Origin of the sequence: Methanococcoides sp. NM1 (assembly GCF_900774285.1) — an archaeon.
Classification (GTDB): Archaea; Halobacteriota; Methanosarcinia; order Methanosarcinales; family Methanosarcinaceae; genus Methanococcoides; species Methanococcoides vulcani.
Genome location: NZ_CAAGTW010000001.1, coordinates 364,055 through 382,087 on the forward strand (window position 1 = coordinate 364,055; position 18,033 = coordinate 382,087).

At 41.2% G+C, this 18,033-nt stretch carries 16 protein-coding genes, 1 tRNA gene and 1 pseudogene; 7 read left to right on the forward strand and 11 right to left on the reverse strand.

The annotated features are described in order from the left end of the window. Window positions 1-14: 14 nt before the first annotated feature. The 6 genes from E7X56_RS01805 to E7X56_RS01830 all read right to left on the reverse strand — a co-directional run bounded on the left by E7X56_RS01805 (window position 15) and on the right by E7X56_RS01830 (window position 5,121). Window positions 15-845, reverse strand: a complete 831-nt coding sequence (locus tag E7X56_RS01805; protein ID WP_135604244.1) for a polymer-forming cytoskeletal protein — start codon at window positions 843-845, stop codon at window positions 15-17. Between the two features lie 175 nt (window positions 846-1,020). Further along, window positions 1,021-1,491 carry a PUA domain-containing protein gene (locus E7X56_RS01810; protein ID WP_135604246.1) on the reverse strand — a complete coding sequence of 157 codons (471 nt, stop codon included), beginning with the start codon at window positions 1,489-1,491 and terminating at the stop codon, window positions 1,021-1,023. A gap of 407 nt (window positions 1,492-1,898) precedes the next feature. Beyond that, a complete protein-coding gene (locus E7X56_RS01815; protein WP_135604248.1) occupies window positions 1,899-3,359 on the reverse strand; it encodes an RtcB family protein in 1,461 nt (486 codons plus the stop codon). A gap of 48 nt (window positions 3,360-3,407) precedes the next feature. Further along, window positions 3,408-3,848 carry an archease gene (locus E7X56_RS01820; RefSeq protein WP_135604250.1) on the reverse strand — a complete coding sequence of 147 codons (441 nt, stop codon included), beginning with the start codon at window positions 3,846-3,848 and terminating at the stop codon, window positions 3,408-3,410. A gap of 69 nt (window positions 3,849-3,917) precedes the next feature. Continuing rightward, window positions 3,918-4,595 carry a CDP-alcohol phosphatidyltransferase family protein gene (locus tag E7X56_RS01825; RefSeq protein ID WP_371413333.1) on the reverse strand — a complete coding sequence of 226 codons (678 nt, stop codon included), beginning with the start codon at window positions 4,593-4,595 and terminating at the stop codon, window positions 3,918-3,920. Beyond that, the gene (locus tag E7X56_RS01830) at window positions 4,582-5,121 is read right to left on the reverse strand and encodes an aldolase (protein ID WP_371413334.1); all 540 of its coding nucleotides are present in this window, start codon (window positions 5,119-5,121) and stop codon (window positions 4,582-4,584) included. The genes E7X56_RS01825 and E7X56_RS01830 overlap by 14 nt, the downstream gene beginning before the upstream one ends. A gap of 86 nt (window positions 5,122-5,207) precedes the next feature. Between E7X56_RS01830 and E7X56_RS01835 the strand changes: the two genes are divergently transcribed. From E7X56_RS01835 to E7X56_RS01850, 4 genes and pseudogenes are all read left to right on the forward strand, one after another. Next, a tRNA-Thr gene (locus E7X56_RS01835) sits at window positions 5,208-5,281 on the forward strand. A gap of 472 nt (window positions 5,282-5,753) precedes the next feature. After that, window positions 5,754-7,061 carry a lysine 2,3-aminomutase gene (ablA, locus tag E7X56_RS01840; RefSeq protein WP_135604254.1) on the forward strand — a complete coding sequence of 436 codons (1,308 nt, stop codon included), beginning with the start codon at window positions 5,754-5,756 and terminating at the stop codon, window positions 7,059-7,061. After that, complete coding sequence (gene ablB / locus E7X56_RS01845) at window positions 7,061-7,897, forward strand: putative beta-lysine N-acetyltransferase (RefSeq protein WP_135604256.1); 837 nt, start codon at window positions 7,061-7,063, stop codon at window positions 7,895-7,897. Before ablA (E7X56_RS01840) ends, ablB (E7X56_RS01845) begins: the two co-directional genes overlap by 1 nt. A gap of 15 nt (window positions 7,898-7,912) precedes the next feature. Continuing rightward, window positions 7,913-8,128, forward strand: a pseudogene (locus E7X56_RS01850) (transposase); the annotation flags it as partial. Window positions 8,129-8,138: 10 nt separating this feature from the next. Here the strand turns inward: E7X56_RS01850 and polX are convergent. Together polX and E7X56_RS01860 are read right to left on the reverse strand one after the other, a co-directional pair. Next, window positions 8,139-9,854: a DNA polymerase/3'-5' exonuclease PolX gene (polX, locus tag E7X56_RS01855; RefSeq protein ID WP_135604258.1), complete on the reverse strand. Its 1,716-nt coding sequence runs from the start codon at window positions 9,852-9,854 to the stop codon at window positions 8,139-8,141. After that, window positions 9,851-11,560, reverse strand: a complete 1,710-nt coding sequence (locus E7X56_RS01860) for an ATP-dependent DNA ligase (RefSeq protein ID WP_135604260.1) — start codon at window positions 11,558-11,560, stop codon at window positions 9,851-9,853. The genes polX and E7X56_RS01860 overlap by 4 nt, the downstream gene beginning before the upstream one ends. A gap of 292 nt (window positions 11,561-11,852) precedes the next feature. On the opposite strand from E7X56_RS01860, the gene ablA (E7X56_RS01865) reads away from it, so the two are divergent. Both ablA (E7X56_RS01865) and ablB (E7X56_RS01870) read left to right on the forward strand, forming a co-directional pair. Continuing rightward, entirely contained in the window at window positions 11,853-12,776 is a 924-nt protein-coding gene (gene ablA / locus E7X56_RS01865) for a lysine 2,3-aminomutase (protein WP_244603361.1), read from the forward strand. Next, entirely contained in the window at window positions 12,776-13,579 is an 804-nt protein-coding gene (gene ablB / locus E7X56_RS01870) for a putative beta-lysine N-acetyltransferase (protein ID WP_244603362.1), read from the forward strand. Before ablA (E7X56_RS01865) ends, ablB (E7X56_RS01870) begins: the two co-directional genes overlap by 1 nt. 172 nt (window positions 13,580-13,751) lie before the next feature. Here the strand turns inward: ablB (E7X56_RS01870) and E7X56_RS01875 are convergent, their stop codons facing one another. The 3 genes from E7X56_RS01875 to E7X56_RS01885 all read right to left on the reverse strand — a co-directional run bounded on the left by E7X56_RS01875 (window position 13,752) and on the right by E7X56_RS01885 (window position 16,663). Next, entirely contained in the window at window positions 13,752-14,612 is an 861-nt protein-coding gene (locus E7X56_RS01875) for a glycine betaine ABC transporter substrate-binding protein (RefSeq protein WP_135604262.1), read from the reverse strand. Window positions 14,613-14,704: 92 nt separating this feature from the next. Continuing rightward, entirely contained in the window at window positions 14,705-15,535 is an 831-nt protein-coding gene (locus tag E7X56_RS01880; protein WP_135604264.1) for a proline/glycine betaine ABC transporter permease, read from the reverse strand. A gap of 3 nt (window positions 15,536-15,538) precedes the next feature. After that, window positions 15,539-16,663 (reverse strand): glycine betaine/L-proline ABC transporter ATP-binding protein, encoded by a 1,125-nt coding sequence (locus E7X56_RS01885; protein WP_135604266.1) that lies wholly within the window; start codon window positions 16,661-16,663, stop codon window positions 15,539-15,541. Window positions 16,664-17,170: 507 nt separating this feature from the next. Here E7X56_RS01885 and E7X56_RS01890 point away from each other — a divergent pair. Then, the gene (locus E7X56_RS01890) at window positions 17,171-17,767 is read left to right on the forward strand and encodes a flavodoxin family protein (RefSeq protein ID WP_135604268.1); all 597 of its coding nucleotides are present in this window, start codon (window positions 17,171-17,173) and stop codon (window positions 17,765-17,767) included. The last annotated feature ends 266 nt before the right edge of the window (window positions 17,768-18,033 follow it).

Genomic DNA, 18,033 nt, shown 5'->3' on the forward strand with positions numbered 1-18,033 from the left:
ATTAGTTATGTTCGTCAAATATCGAGTGTCATCAGTTCTTTCTCATTGAGGACGTCCTCTTTTTCACGCTCGAAGATAATCCCGCCTGATGCTCTCATGACACCGTCCACACGTGCGCTTTCATGTATCCTTATGGAATTGGCATTGATCTCTCCAAGGACGTGTGTACCTTTATTGATGTGTACATTTCCACGTGAAACGATGTTACCGTGTATGGTGTTGTTCTCACCAAGGTTCACTGTGTTCATGGTACGTATACTTCCGTAAAGCGTAGTGCCATTTGCCAGATCAAGTGAAGTGGCGCGAATATTTCCCACAAGGCGGCAATCACTTCCGATAACAGCATTTGAAGGAACTCTTATTGAATCGATGGATATCTTGGAGCCGTTTGGTATGATCATGGCAGCAGTGCCGATGGTCTCAACTTCTTCGTCGAACATCTCACTTAATGCCTTTTCAACCTCTTCATCCTTGCCCATGCGTAAAAGTTCGGTCAGGTACAGGAAAAGATATGCTATTACAGGGACCGGATTCCTTACAACGATCCATCCCTTTGCCTCGAATCCGTCACTGATCTTTACATTGTTGCCGATATCAAGGTCACCTTTTACCACAAGTTTCCCGTCAATGGAGACGAACTCTCCGATGTAGGCGTTCTCTTTGGTTTTGACAGTTCCGCCAATGTGGGACCAGATGTCGATCCTGATGTCTGATCTGGCATTGATATCGCCGGAAACCTCAACCCTTTCTCCGAGGATCGCAGAATCAGCTATCAGGCCATATCGTACATCTGAATGGTTCCCTACTATGATGTCTCCATCCAGCACGATATTGTGCTCTTCCATTTTTGTATTGTCCGGAATGACAAACGTTTTAAAGAGTTCCTCTTCTGCGATGATTTCACTCTCCGACGAGATGAATTTGAGGCGATATATAAGTTCACAGCTTATTTAACCTGTTGCTATATGTATATTTTGACGTTAGGTACTTACCACAGGATCCTTTGGATACCTGCAGGATTTACTGCTCACATCCGCAACGTACATCTACTGCAGCACCTGTATCAAGTGCTTCTACCTCATCGGGTGAAAGCAGGAGCTGTCCGGTAGCAATGGCCTTATCGTTCTCATCAACAATGATGACCTCATCACCGCTTCGAAGACCTGGGTCTATGGATGTCACATGTTTTGCGAATGTGGTCTTTCCCTTTGAAACAAAAGGTACTGCATCATCGCATACTGCCACCCTTAAGGCTGGTGCAGGGACATGTGCATGGATCGCTGTAGCCGCTTCCATGCTAAGTGTGAGCATTCCATCCCTCGCTCTTGCTGTTGCAATACGCTTTCCATCGATCATGATCTGCCTGATACGTTTTGTCCTTGAGAGCTGGAAGGTCACGTCATCAGAAAAAAGAATGTTTCCGCATCCCCTGCCGAACTGGTAGTCAGCCATAATACGAACTTTTTTGATCATCTTCGCCTTTTTATCCATGGGCGCAAGATTAAGGATAGAACTTAAAATGGTTGACGGTTGGATATTGAAAAAGGCGGTGCAATAAAATCGCCATAACCTCTTTTATATTTAAATGATATCGAACATCTTTAAATATTATTATGCCAATCTATTATTTGAGGAAGCGGACAGATTGCTTGCAAACGTTTGTGTTGTAAATGACTGTAATCAAGCAAACCATTCATCCCCTCAAACAAAGCCGTTTCCTCACTCTCTTGTAGTTTTTCTTATAACTATTTCTTAATATCTTTCTGTTAATCTTCTCTTAATTCTACTGATCATTTCTTTAATGTACTCTTAAATTCTCTTAACATTAGACAACTCTAAGCAAAGCTATGTCGTTCTAATATCCTGCCAGATCAATTCTTAATAAATATTCTCTCCGATCAGCCTTTAACAACGCCAAGGGGCATCATTCTGGCAACCTTTCTTGCGATGCCAAGATCATGTACAACGTTGACGACATCACTGCTGGACTTGTAAACATCAGGTGCTTCCTCTGCGATCATGGATGGATGTGCAGCCCTGACTATGATCCCGCTTTTCTCAAGATCGCTCTTGATATCTTCTCCGTAGAATTCCTTCTTTGCATGGGCACGGCTCATTACCCTGCCCGCTCCATGGCATGCACTTCCAAAAGATATGTCCATTGAAGCTTCCGCTCCGTGAAGTACGAACGAAGCTGTTCCCATACTTCCCGGTATCAATACCGGCTGGCCGACATCGCGGTATGCCTGTGGAACGTCCTTATGTCCCGGTGGGAATGCTCTTGTAGCTCCTTTCCTGTGGACGTAGACGTTCTTTTTCTTACCATCCACGTTATGTTCTTCCAGTTTTGCCACATTATGTGCAACGTCATAGACAAGGTCGAGCCCGAGCTCATCGATGTCGGACCTGAATACTTCTGAAATGATCTCCCTAGTCCAGTGGGTGATGATCTGCCTGTTGTTCCATGCATAGTTGGCAGCACATATCATGGACTTGAAGTAGTTCTGTGCTTCATCGGACTGTGCCGGAGCACATGCAAGTTGTTTGTCAGGAAGTGCGATCTTGTACTTCTTTGCAGCCTGTGAGATGGTGCGCAGGTGATCGGTGCAGATCTGGTGGCCGGTGCCTCGTGAACCGCAGTGGATCATGAAGGTTACCTGTCCTTCTTCCAGACCGAACCTGTCAGCAACTTCCCGGTCGTATATCTTATCGATATACTGTGCCTCAAGGAAGTGATTGCCGCTGCCTAAGGTTCCTGCCTGCGGTCGTCCTCTTTTGCGGGCCTTAGCGCTGATGTGCCTTGTATCCCCGCCTTTTATGCATCCGCCACCTTCACAGTGTTCGAGATCTGCCTCCACACCATATCCATTCTCAACAGCCCAGCGGGAACCATGCAGGAAAATATCATCCAGCTCACTCTCAGAAGCCCTTATGCGGCTCTTGGAACCTACGCCTGCAGGCACGGCCTGGAAAAGTTTCTCGGTGAGCTCTTTCATCACCGGGCGGACGTCTTCAACAGTGAGGTTAGACCGAATAAGGCGCACTCCGCAGTTGATATCAAACCCCACTCCTCCAGGGCTGATAACTCCTTCTTCCTCGTCAAAGGCGGCAACGCCTCCTATGGGGAAGCCGTACCCAAGGTGTACATCCGGCATCGCCATGGAATATTTCTGTATTCCGGGGAGCATTGCCACGTTTGCAACCTGGTCGAGTGCTTCCGGTTCGAGGTTGTGGATCAGCTTGTCTGAGAGGTATATCCTTCCAGGGACGTTCATTCCTGGTTTTGATCCGATCGGGATCTCCCATATATTATCGTCTATCCTTTTGAGTGATTCCTTTATGTTGCCTGCATCTTCCATGCGTGTCCCTCCCACTGTAATGTTGAACTATTACGGTCCCTGATTTGATCATGTGTCAACCGTTACCTGTACCATGAAACCTTCCGGAATTTCCTCTGCCTTCAGGTCATTGTAGGTCACAGCTTTGACTTCGGTATCGATCTCGTGTTTTTCAAGATCGATCTCTTCACCGCTTGCGCATGCTGATATTGTGTATTCGCCATCTTCCTGTGTAATGCTCTCCACTTCGAACTCCCCGAAGGCTATGAAATCCACTTCGAAGATGAACAGAAGTTCTGAGAGCCAGTCCACCAGGAGATCGTCTATATCAGGCGCTGTAAGTTTTATATTCTCTGTGTGTTTGCAGTCAACCTTTGACGTATTTATCATTACGTTGAACATGGCAACAGCTGCGTTCTCAAAAGCCTCTTCCATTGTTTTCCCATAGGCCTTGAACTTTGCATCCGCCGTGTGTTCAAGATATTCGTATTTCAGGTCAGGAAACTGCATATTTTTAAAATGGTCTTTGCTCTACTTTAAACTATTCCAAAAATAATCGGGGTCAGAAGGTCAAAACAATTAGAGGCGCTTCCATATGCTGCCCATTCTTTGTATCGTTGTTATATGGCTTCCAAGTCCAATGACGATAATACACCAGCCTATCATTGTGTATCCCAGGACCGGTTCGCTATAGATGTAATAGGCTATTGAAGCAAGCAGTATAAGTACAAGTCTGTCAGCCCTGCCCATGATACCACCGTAGAATCTTCCAATTCCAAGTGCTTGTGCCTGTGTTCCGAGATAGCTTACAAGCAAGACCAGAATGATGGTTATGGTGCCGATCTGCCACTGGACATGCCCGCCGAAGAACATTCCGCAGATGATGAATATATCGGAATAACGGTCGATGACATGGTCAAGGAAGTCACCTCTCTTGCTATCTGTGCGGAGATACCTTGCAACTGCACCGTCCAGTGCATCAAAGGAAGAATTGAGGCCGACAAAAAGGATGGCTACAAGTGCAAAGAATGGCCTTTCGACCGAGAAGTAGAAGCAGATGCCTGCCAGTACTGCGAATCCAAGGGAAGCGAGTGACAGGGAATTTGGTGATATTCTCCTGTTTGCGAGTGCTATGGCTACCGGGTTCAATATCCTTGTGGCAGCTGGTCTTAATGCATCAATGGTCATGGACTTTCCTTTATTAGGCTCTTTCTTATTAGTTGTTATGGTTTTTCCTTGCTCTTCACTTCTTTGCAAGATCGACCAGATATTTGATCCTGCAGGAATGTTCTATCTGCGTTGTGATCACATAAGCATCAGCAAGTGTCTTGCCCACCGCAAAGGTGCCATGGCTGTATGCGATCGCTCCCATGTGGTCGGATAATGCTTTTGCCGCCCCTTCTGCCAGTTCGGCGGACCCCATCATTCCCTTGAAAATGGGTATCTCATGAAGGAAGTGCATACCTTCACTGTCAATAGGGACAATGCTGTCCGAATCCGCAATAAGTGTCTGGGTCACTGAATATGGACAGTGTGCATGCAGGATAGCAAGCGCAGGCGTGTTCCTGTAAATGGCACGGTGCACGATGGTCTCTGTGGATGCAATAAGGTCAAGTTCCGATGTTCCCTCGATCGGAACTTCCACTACACTGTTATCGGTGATCTCATCGAGTGCTGCCCCACTTCGTGTTATTATCATTTTGTTCGCGATACGCACGCTGATGTTCCCAAAATTGGACTCGACCAACCCGTGGTCGACCAGCTTTTTCCCGTATTTTGCCATTTCCTGCCACATGATGTTTCTACTATGCTAAACTCAACCATAACATTTATTTGTTATTATGCATTGTTAGGGTACGTTTCAATAGCGCCTCGATGGCTCAGCCCGGCAGAGCGAGTGATTTGTAATCACTAGGTCGCGTGTTCAAATCACGCTCGAGGCTTGTTTTACTCTTTTTTGCACAATTGAACAATTGAACCATTGTTTAGATTGTTAATCCTATTGTTTAACAAACTCTATTTGGGTTCACATTAATCGTTGTGATTCAGTTGTTTAATGCTTTTAGTGATGGAACTCCGATGTTTTACTTTGCTGGTTGAAAACCCTTCCACGGTTTTAATGATGCCTTCTGCAGTTCAAAATTTTTCTAAATAATTCGATTTATTTGTAAAAACCTTGTAGCCATTGTACTATAATAGTATAAGTTAAAGTGGGGAAAGATATATTAGAGGTTAACTTCAAGTTATGAACTGTACAACCATATAGTGTAGGTGTATTTTATTTTATAGGCTACAGTCAAAGATAACTGACTAAAAGTATCTGTTATTTAAGGTCCAATATGCTTTTTTGTGCCAATTTTGGATGTCAAATTATAGATACTGTTTTTAAGCCGAAACCTTAGCCGTGGTATTTTGATGGAAAAATACAGTAAGCAACAAAAAGAAATAGCAACAATGATTGATTCTGAAGACTTTCTGGATAAGTGGAAAGATTGGAATTGGCAGTTAAAACATTCAATTCATGATATTGAAACTTTCGAGAAACTACTCGGAATAAGTTTTGATCCATCTGAAAAAGAGAAGCTCGAAGAAACGCTGGAAAAATTCCCATTGTCTATCACACCCTACTATTTATCGCTGATAGATTCCGATGATTTCAGGAACGATCCTATTTATCTCCAAGCGTTTCCTTCACCCGAAGAACTAACTGTATCAGATGAGGAACTTGAAGATCCTCTTTCGGAAGATACAGATAGTCCTGTTGAAGGCATAACTCACAGATATCCTGACAGAGTACTTTTCCACATAAGTAATGTCTGTTCGATGTATTGCCGCCATTGCACACGTAAAAGAAAGGTTGGAGACATTGATTGCATACCAGGAAAGGAGAAGATCCTCAAAGGTATCGAATATATCAGGAATACCCCACAAATAAGGGACGTGTTGCTTTCAGGTGGCGATCCTTTGATGCTATCTGATGAGTACCTTGATTGGATCCTTTCTGAAATAAGGAGTATTCCTCATGTAGAAGTGATTCGTATTGGCAGCAGAATGCCTGTCGTACTTCCATATCGTATAACAGATGAACTTGTGGATGTTTTGAAAAAGCATCATCCTGTCTGGTTAAACACACATTTCAATCACCCGCGGGAGATCACAGCATCTTCTAGGAAAGCACTTCAAAAGCTTGCAGATGCAGGAGTCCCTCTTGGAAACCAGACGGTACTACTTGCAGGCGTGAATGACTGCCAGAGGATCATAAAAAAGTTGGTCCATAAGCTGGTTCAGAACCGCGTTCGTCCGTACTATTTATATCAATGTGACCTTTCCGAAGGACTTTCACATTTCAGGACTCCAATTGGGAAAGGAATAGAGATCATGGAGAACCTTATCGGTCATACAAGTGGGTTTGCGGTTCCGACCTATGTCATTGATGCCCCTCACGGAGGGGGAAAGATACCTGTAATGCCAAATTACATCATCTCATGGTCAACGAACCGTGTTATCCTTCGTAATTATGAAGGTGTTATTACCACCTACAAGGAGCCTGAATCATATAATCAGGTATATTGTGACCGTAAATGCGATGACTGCTGTCTTCAGCTTAAACTTGACGATGCTACAGAATACAAGGGAATTGGTATTGCTAAACTGCTTGCGGATCATGATGATACCACAAGTCTTGTTCCTGAAGATAATGCGAGAATGGAGAGAAGGGCTTAATGGATTCCATTGAGAAAATAGGCAACTCCATTATCCAGCACGGAAGGTATAACGATCGGATCTATCTTATGAAGCTGGATCCCGCAGATATGCCTTCACTTCTGGATGAAATGGATGCTCTTGCAGAAAAGGAAAAATATTCCAAGATCTTCACAAAGGTCCCAGAATCTTTCAAAGAACTCCTTTGTAATCATAACTATCTTTGTGAAGCATCAATCCCACTATATTATGATGGGAAAGAAGCTGCGGTCATCATGAGCAAATTCCTTGATGACAAGAGAAGCATTAACTCCCTGAATGAAATGCATGAGGATGTCATAAAGACAGCCCTGTCAAAAGAAAAAGGTCTGCATTCCACCCTTCCATCTGAATTTACCATAAGGAAATGCGAGAAGCGGGATATTGAACAGATGGCTGACGTATACCAGAAGACGTTCGATACCTATCCTTTTCCCATACATGATCCCGATTATCTGTTAAAGACAATAGAAGACAATGTGGTATATTTCGGCGTTTTCAAAGATGATAATGTGGTTGCACTTTCTTCTGCTGAAATAGACTATGATCACTCAAGTGTAGAAATGACCGATTTTGCAACATTACCTGAATTCCGTGGAAAAGGTTTATCGTCTCACTTGCTTAGAAAAATGGACAAAGAGATGAAAGCAAGCGGGATCAGGACTGCATATACCATTGCAAGGGCCAGCTCTTATGGAATGAACATTGTGTTTGCAAAATGCGGATATGAGTTTTGTGGGAGACTTGTGAACAATACCAACATTTCAGGTAACATCGAAAGCATGAATATCTGGTATCTTGACATTCGAACAGATTGATATTTGATATCAATAAGGATCAAGGGAAGATATCGAAGGAAGATGAGACACGAATTTGATGAAGAAATATATCATCGACGTAATCTGGTTGAAACGATGTTTTCAGTTCTGAAAAGGAAATATGGAGAGAGTCTTTGTGCAAGGAAGTATAGAAACCAAGTAAAAGATGTGAAGTTCAAGCTCTTAATGCACAACCTTGACAGGTATGTCAAGATTCTGTATTTAGTTTAGTTGAGGATTTCTACAAAGCCAATTTTTGGAATTTTTTTAAAGAATACGTATTTGCAACATCTTTCTTTTTTAACCATCCTCTACGTGCCTGACCCACACCATACTTCATATATTCCATTTGATCACTGGAATGGCTGTCAGTGTTGATGCAGAACTTAACATCATATTCTTTTGCTTGCATGATCAAAGTGTCATTCAGATCAAGTCTAGTTGGCTGGCAGTTTATTTCAAGCATTTTGTTGTTTGTTGCTGCTTTTTTGAATATGGTATCGAGATCTACATTATATGCTTCCCTTATACCGATCTGACGGCCGGTTGGATGTCCCAGAACATGCATATATTTGTTTTCAAGAGCGGTGACTATTCTTTCTGTCATTTCCTTTTTTGGAGATTCAAAATTGGAATGTATGGCTCCAATGACAAGGTCCAGTTCTTTGAGTACTTCTTCGGGATAATCCAGACTTCCATCCGGGAGGATATTAACTTCAGCTCCCTTTAAAACTTTTATTCCACATTTATGACAAATGGAAGTAATTTCATCCCATTGCTCTTTTATTTCTTCGATCTCCAGACCACCAGAGATCTTCTGGGATCTGGAGTGGTCAGTTATGGCTATGTATTTGTAATTCAGGTCTTTGGCCCGTTGGACAATCGTTTCCAGATCATCAGGTCCGTCACTGTATGTAGTATGAATATGCAGATCCCCTTTAATGTCCTTGAGCTCTACCAATTCAGGAAGTTCATCTTTTTTAGCCGCTTCCAGTTCGCCCCGATTTTCTCTTAACTCAGGTGGTATGAAGCTCAATCCAAGTCTTTTGTAGATACGTTCTTCCTTTTTACCTTCTACTTTCTTTTCGGATTTTTTCTCAAACAGGCCGTATTCTGATAGTTTGTAACCTTTTGAAAGGGCAATATTCCTCAATGCAACATTGTGATCCTTTGAACCTGTGAAATATTGCAGGGCTGAACCATAGCTATTTTCAGGAACCACCCTCAGATCGATGTGAACTCCTTCTTCAAGAATGACGGTACATCGTGTTTTACCTCTTGATTCAACTCGCCTGACATCTTTAAACTTCACAAATTTATCCATAACCATTTTTGAATCACCTGATACAACAAGTACATCAATATCGCCGATCGTCTCTTTCATCCTTCGCAATGAACCGGCATAATCGATCATCTTCAGATCAGTGCTTTCTTTCAGGTAAGATATTATTTCTTCAGCAAGGTTCATTGCTTTTCCAAGAAGCATACGTTCATAGCTTTTTTCATATTGCAGGATGGCTTTTTCCAAATTGTCTTCGGTTCTTTTCCCGAATCCTTTAAGCTCACATACTTCGTGTTCTGCCAGGCCCTTTTTAAGGTCGGAGATCGATTGTATATTAAGTCCTTCTACCAATTGTTTCGATTTTCTGGGACCCAAACCTCTGATATTTATAAGTTCACTTATACCTGCAGGTGCATCTTTTTTAAGTTTTTCAAATTTCTCTACTTTTCCGGTCTCAATATATTCAATGATATGATCTGCAATTTTAGTACCAACACCCGGAAGATCTTCCAGACCCCCTTTTCCTTCTTTTGCATATACTTCTGAAATGTCTTCTTTCATTTCCTCTATCTTTCTGGCTGCTTTCCTGTAAGCACGGGGTTTCCACTCAACTTCCTTAAGTTCAAATATATCGGCTACTTCGTATAGGAGTTTAACTATTTCCCGGTTGATCATTTAAGTTCCTCCACTTCTTCAACAGTTGTGGCGTCCGAAGGGGCTTTGTCGTATCGTATCCTAAAAAAACGGGGGAATCGCAATGCAAAACCCTTTTTAGAATCCCCTGTTCCTGCCGTATGACTCGGACTTGATGTTATTTCAGAACCAAGTACTTCAATAACTACAGAAGGCTCAATGTATCTATCAGGTTCCATATTTTTCTTAATTGATACATTAACGGGTTGCTCTTTAACAGAATTATTTTTCAATAACTTTTCAAGTTCTTCAAAATCCTTTTCTTCGAATCCGGTACCAACTTTCGTGAGGGTTTCGTATTGATTTTTGTCTTTATTCAGAACGGCACATAACAACGCTCCAAAAGAACCCTTTCGTTTTCCTCTGCCGTGATAACTTCCAACGATCACCAGATCAAAGGTTTCTCTTACATCCTTGATATACTCTTTTTTCCACTTTACCCACAACCAGCCTCTGATACCCGGTTTATATGTGGATTTTTTCTTAACTGATTTTATGATGATACCTTCCATACCCCTTTTTATGCAAGAATCAAAAAAAGCCATGGTTTTCGAAAAATCCTCACTTACAATACGATTTGCCAGCTTTGATCGATCCGTTTCTTTTAGATTTTCCTCTAGAATTTTTCTTCTTTTTGGGTAGGGTCTGTTCATCAGCGACGTTCCGTTCAGATAGATAATATCAAAGAAAAAAACAGCTACAGGAATTTTTTCTATATATTCTTCAACCTGGTATTTACGCCTCCGTTGCATAAGTTTCTGGAATGGAAGAAATTCTCCGTTATTATATGCAACAATTTCACCATCAAGCACCATTTTATCTGCCTGTGCACTTTCCCTGACGGCCTCAATAATATCCGGGAACTGTTCGGAAATGTCAGTCAAACGCCGTGAAAATGCCTGGATATTGCTTCCGTTCACATGGACTTGAACCCTTTCACCGTCATACTTTTCCTCAGCTGCTATTTTTCCGGGGAACTTTTCGTTCAGTTCTTCTATTGAATGCACTCTTTTGGCCAGCATCGTTTGAACAGGTCTGCCAAGTTTGATGGAGAACTTCCCAAGCGAATTAATGCCGTATTTTGCCATCGACTCCGCAAGTTGACCAATGTCGGTACAAATGTCATAGGTATCTTCCACTTTGTCTATATTATCACGATTTCCGATAAATGCAAGGGATAATCCTTCCAACAGGAACTTTTCACCAAATCCGAGCCTCAAGCGACCACATGCAATTCTAATTATATATTTTGATTCTAATGGCCTAGATATTGAAAGCATTTTTGAAAGCAGATCTATTTTTTGTTTCTTACTTCCTTTTCCGGAAGCTTCCCTTATTTCTGTAAGATCCTGAAAAACATCTCTTATTGTAATCGAACTTCTCTTTCTTTGATTAAAAGAAGAAGCTGCATCTCCAAGATCACCCATTTCCGCGAATTTTGATTCAACTTTTTTTTCTGGAACTTCATAGGCCCGGGCAATCGCTTTTATAGCATTCCGATCACCTATACCGAGATCTATATCCTCAAATTTAGGGCCGATGGTTCCAATGGCAAGATATGCTGTCATTTTCACATCTTCAGGACCAAGATGTCGGAAAAAGTTTGCCAACAATTCGATTATTCTTTCATGGGAGGTGGCTTCTTCCAGTTGTTCATATAAATTTACAAGTTCACGAAATGATCCCATATCAATACCCTCCAGAGATCTAAACTAATCTTTGTATTTAGAGATGATATAGTTTTAGATAATTTACCAAGCGGCAATCATCAATCTTGTTCTTAATTTTGAGAATATAATCGATACCGAAATTTTTAACAATCATCAAAACAATAAGGAATTAATTGAAGAAGTAGAAGGATTTGATAAAGACAATTGGCCACTAACTAATGAGCGCAAGTGTCTTACTGATCTTATTCACAATATGGATTTGCTCCTTATTGGGGTAAAGAATCCTGATAATTCAAAGTAACAATTTCTGTTGAATGGTCTTCCTGTCTGTTCGATGTATTGCCGCCATTGCACACGTAAAAGAAAGGTTGGAGACATTGATTGCATACCAGGAAAGGAGAAAATCCTCAAAGGTATCGAATATATCAGGAATACCCCACAAATAAGGGACGTGTTGCTTTCAGGTGGCGATCCTTTGATGCTATCTGATGAGTACCTTGATTGGATCCTTTCTGAAATAAGGAGTATTCCTCATGTAGAAGTGATTCGTATTGGCAGCAGAATGCCTGTCGTACTTCCATATCGTATAACAGATGAACTTGTGGATGTTTTGAAAAAGCATCATCCTGTCTGGTTAAACACACATTTCAATCACCCGCGGGAGATCACAGCATCTTCTAGGAAAGCACTTCAAAAGCTTGCAGATGCAGGAGTCCCTCTTGGAAACCAGACGGTACTACTTGCAGGCGTGAATGACTGCCAGAGGATCATAAAAAAGTTGGTCCATAAGCTGGTTCAGAACCGCGTTCGTCCGTACTATTTATATCAATGTGACCTTTCCGAAGGACTTTCACATTTCAGGACTCCAATTGGAAAAGGAATAGAGATCATGGAGAACCTTATCGGTCATACAAGTGGGTTTGCGGTTCCGACCTATGTCATTGATGCCCCTCATGGAGGGGGAAAGATACCTGTAATGCCAAATTACATCATCTCATGGTCAACGAATCGTGTTATCCTTCGTAATTATGAAGGTGTTATTACCACCTATAAGGAGCCCGAATCATATAATCAGGTATATTGTGACCGTAAATGCGATGATTGCTGTCTTCAGCTTAAACTTGAAGATGCTACAGAATACAAGGGAATTGGTATTGCTAAACTGCTTGCGGATCATGATGATACTACCAGTCTTGTTCCTGAAGATAATGCGAGAATGGAGAGAAGGGCTTAATGGATTCTATTGAAAAAATAGGCAACTCCATTATCCAGCACGGAAGGTATAACGATCGGATCTATCTTATGAAGCTGGATTCAGCAGATATGCCTTCACTTCTGGATGAAATGGATGCTCTTGCAGAAAAAGAAAATTATTCCAAGATCTTCACAAAGGTCCCAGAATCTTTCAAAGAACTCCTTTGTAATCATAACTATCTTTGTGAAGCATCAATCCCACGATTTTATGATGGGAAAGAAGCTGCGGTTATCATGAGCAAATTCCTTGATGATAAAAGAAGCACTAACTACTTGGCTGAAGTGCATGAGGATGTAATAAAGACAGCCTTTTCAAAAGAAAAAGGTCTGGGTTCTGCCCTTCCATTTGAATATTCTATAAGGAAATGCGATAAGCAGGACATTAAACAGATGGCTGACGTGTATCAAGAGACATTTGAGACATATCCTTTTCCTATACATGATCCCAATTATCTGTTAAAGACAATGGAAGACAATGTGGTATATTTCGGTGTGTTCAAGGATGAAAAAGCAGTTGCACTTTCTTCTGCTGAGATAGACTACGACCATTCCGCTGTGGAAATGACCGATTTTGCAACATTACCTGAATTCCGCGGAAAAGGTCTTTCTTCACATTTACTCATGAAAATGGAAGAAGAGATGAAAGCAATGGGTATAAGTACCGCATTTACAATTGCAAGAGCAAGCTCTTATGGAATGAACATTGTGTTTGCAAAATGCAATTATGAATATTGTGGCAGGCTTGTAAATAATACCAACATATCTGGTAATATTAAAGCATGAATATTTGGTACCGTAACTTACATCTCGATTAATAATTGCATTAGAATTCAAATATTTGATAAAAGAAACTGTAGAAATTCTAAACTATAAAAAAGATGTAACGTTGTCATTAGAAATTTATAGTCGATTACTTTTTGCAGACCAAAAAATAAAAAGGGAGAAATAATCTTTATTATTCTCCCAGCCACTCGTTTACCTTTTCTGGATTGTTCTCTATCCATTTTGCAGCTGCCTCTTCAGGAGACAATCCTTGGTCAAGATCTAGCATAATAGATCCTACATCAGAGATATCCATTTCATATCTTGAAATTATTTCATAGACATCTGGCCTGTCCTCAGACAGATCTTTTCTTGCCACGAGAACAAGATTGTCACCTTCTCCATAGACATTCTTCGGGTCTTCTAGGAATTTCAGGTCCATACGTGCAAATGCCCAATGTGGCTGCCAAAGTGTTACAACCATCCATTCCTCATTATCGATGGAATCCTGCAACTCAGTTGCCATTCCAACGGTACTGCTTGCACTTAGTACATAATCAAGGTTGTATTCTTCCATTGCAACTTCAGTAGTTGCCATTATTCCTGCACCAGGTTCAATTCCCTGTACAACTCCTTCGAACTTGTCCTTATTTTCATTAAGTTCGTTTATGGAGTCAATAGTAACATAAGTTGGAACAACTAGACCTATCTTTGCACCAGTGCTTATGTTATTGACATAATCAAGATCATTTCCATATCTATCCCAGTACAATCCCTGGGTTGTCGGTAACCATGCACTGGCGTAGATATCGATATCTCCCTGGGCAACACCCTGGAAAACAGCTCCAAGGTCAGCGTTTACAGTTTCAACTTCATATCCTTCAGATTCAAGTACCTGCTTTAGCACAAAGGTATTTGCCCTTGCATCATCCCATGGCGGATAACCAATAATAACAGGTTCTGCTTCTTCAGATGGAGTTTCTTCTTCCTGCTGCACGCAACCAGCTGCAGCAAGGGTCATCATCAATACTAATATCAATATTACTGATTTCATTTTCCTATTCAAAGTATCACAAACTTATAATATTCTCCAATTCATTTTTATAGACATCATACGACTTTTTGTCGCTATGAAAAATAAGCATCTTACTTAGGTGTAAGATGCTGTGTGAATCTGTCAAGTATGATCGCAATGATCACAATACCAAGTCCTGCTTCGAACCCCTGGCCAATATCGACCCTCTGGATACCTATTAGAACCTGATACCCGAGTCCTCTTGCACCAATCATGGCAGCTATCACTACCATTGAAAGTGAGAGCATGATACACTGATTGACACCTGCCATTATGCTTGGCAATGCAGTTGGCAGCTCCACCTTGACAAGTTTCTGCCATGGGGTAGATCCGAATGCATCGGCTACCTCGGTCAGTTCTTTGGGGACCTGTCTTATACCAAGATTTGTAAGCCTGATGGCAGGAGGCATTGCGAATACAATGGTCGCAACAAGTCCAGGGACATTTCCAAGTCCGAAGAATATGACTGCAGGAATTAAGTACACAAATGAAGGCATTGTCTGCATCAAGTCAAGCATAGGCTTGATAACATGAAATGCCCATTCATTCTTTGCTGAAATAATTCCTAATGGTATTGCAATAACCAATGCAAGGAAAGCTGATGCGAGTACAAGTGCTATTGTTTCCATTGACAATTCCCAGAGACCCAGATTGTCGAGCAGGAGCAGACCAACAGCGGTTCCAATTGCAAGCCTTTTATCCTTATTGCCGACAAAATATGCAGCAATTGCAATGATTAATGTGAACAGTATCGGCGGAAATAAAAGGAGAGCATCGTTAAGTCCTGATATCATGTAATCGGTTATATCACTGAAAACGTCCAGCACGAATCCAAAATTGCCTTCGATCCAGTTGACCAGTGTTTCCACACCTTCACCTATCGGTATTTTAGTTATAGTCATGGATCACACCTCCTCGATTGCAAGTGCACCAAGTACACTTCCCCTCACAATTATTCCAGTCAGTTTTCCATCATCTCTTGTAACTGCAAGTGGAGAACTGTTTTCTATTACTGGAATCAGTTCGTTCAAGGGCGTGTCAGGATGAATGGTGGTAACATCATCGGACATAATGTCCCTCAGGCTCTTTCCTTCTTTTGAGCCTTTCAATGCATCGTCTACTGTAATGATGCCTTCGACGTGCTTTTCCCTGTTAACGACAAAAATAGAAGATATACCATGTTCCCTCATCAATTGCAAAGCCACTTTCGGACCGGAGTTAATTGATACTACAGGTTCAGCACGTTTCATTACCGCTTCTGCAGTGAATATCTTGGTCCTGTCAACACCTGCTACGAACTTAGAGACATAATCATCTGCAGGTTCTGTAAGGATATCTTCAGCAGTGCCTATCTGTGCGATCTTTCCATCATTCATTATCATGATACGGTCACCCAGTTTCAGTGCTTCATCAAGATCATGAGATACGAAAACGATCGTTTTCTGCATCTTGTCCTCCAGTGCAAGCAATTCATCCTCCATCTCGCTTCTTATAAGAGGGTCAAGAGCACTGAAAGCTTCATCCATCAGAAGTATGTCGGGGTCAGTTGCAATTGCTCGTGCAAGTCCGACCCTTTGCTGCATTCCTCCGCTAAGCTGGGAGGTTTTGCTTTCCTCATAACCTTTAAGGCCAACGGTCTCGATAGCTTCTTTCGCCTTAGCATACCGTTCTTCCTTTGATATTCCTTGTATCTCAAGACCATATGCAACGTTGTCCAGAACTAATCTGTGAGGAATAAGTGCAAAATTCTGGAAGACCATTCCCATCTTTTTCCTGCGCATTTCTCGCAGTTCTTCAGAGGTTGCAGTGGCCACATCATCACCATCAAGAAGAACATGCCCATCAGTTGGCTCTATCAGGCGGTTAATACATCGCAAAAGAGTAGATTTTCCTGAGCCTGAAAGGCCCATTATCACAAAGATCTCGCCTTCGTAGATATCAAAATTGACGTTGTAGAGTCCAACGTTCTGACCAGTTTTTTCAAAGATTTCGCGTTTTGATGATCCGCTTTCGATGAGAGAAAGAGCCATTTTCGGCTTTTTCCCAAAAATTTTAGTTAGATTTCGTACTTCAATTTTCTTTTTTGGCTTCTTGATATTAAAATCTCCAAATTATTGGAAGCTTTTCCAATGTTAGTTAAAATGTATGGGTAATAGCTTCGTTACTATCCAACGAAACTATATGTTATATATTTTATGGCTTTGAGAATATCTTCAAATATGCCACGCATAATCATTTGGCAATAGTAATTTTCCAAATTGTGCAGTGCTTTTGTAATAATTGAACACTGACATTTTCGAATTTAAATTTGTAGTTTGCTAGAACAAGATTATATTTGTGATGTAAACTCCAGAGCTTTAAACGGATGGATATGGCAAATTTATCAACCGTGCATCCATCTAAAAATTACAAGCGTAGCATTAAATTTGATGAATGAACAATAAATAATATAATACACATATAAGTTTGAAACCTTCATATTCATTATTTCATGATTTGCAATTAAGACCAAATTGAAAAAAATATGAGGCTATAAGGTGAGCAAAGTAAAAATTCTTGGGATTGGAGGAAGTCCTCGGAAAAATGGGAATACCGACATCCTGCTTGATAATATTTTAAAAGGGGCAGAATCGGCAGGAGCTGATACTAAAAAAATCTTGTTGAGGAATTATTCTATTGAATTCTGCATTGGTTGTGAAGCCTGTAGAAAAGCTGGGACCTGTACGCAGTTTAATGATGGCATGGATCTTCTTTATTCTGAGATTGAAGCTTCAAAAGGTCTCATCCTGGGATCTCCCACCTACAACTACAACATAACATCGCCTATGAAATCTTTCATCGATAGGTTATACCCTTACTATAATTTCACAAATGATCACCCTAGACAGTATTCAAGCAAACTTGCAGACCAAGGTCGCAAGGCAATTGTCTTTTCTATATGTGAACAATTAGAAATCGAAGAAATAGGGTTTGCACTTGAAGCTTTGGAAATGCCTCTTGAAGCCCTAGGTTATGAGGTGATTGAAAAAATCCCTGTTACTGGTTACTTCGAACGGGGAGCAGTTTCAAAAGATGACGAAGTTCTAAAGAAAGCATTTGAAGCTGGTAAGAAACTGGTAGAGAATTTTCGCTAAGTCTATGATCTGAGATATAATACAGTATCTTTTCCCTTATCCTTCCCACATCTCCCTCACATAAGCATTGAGAGTAAACGGGTTATCACTCATAGCATTCCGTTTTATATAATGCAACGTACCCTTCTTAGAGAATCCTATCTGTCGGCTAAGTCAGAGGGATTACTCCCTCTTTCTCGCCTAAGAACTGTACATGAGACTTTTACCTCATACAGCTCAAGCATCTCTTAACCTTTACAGGCAACAGTTATTGTTTTTGGATTAGT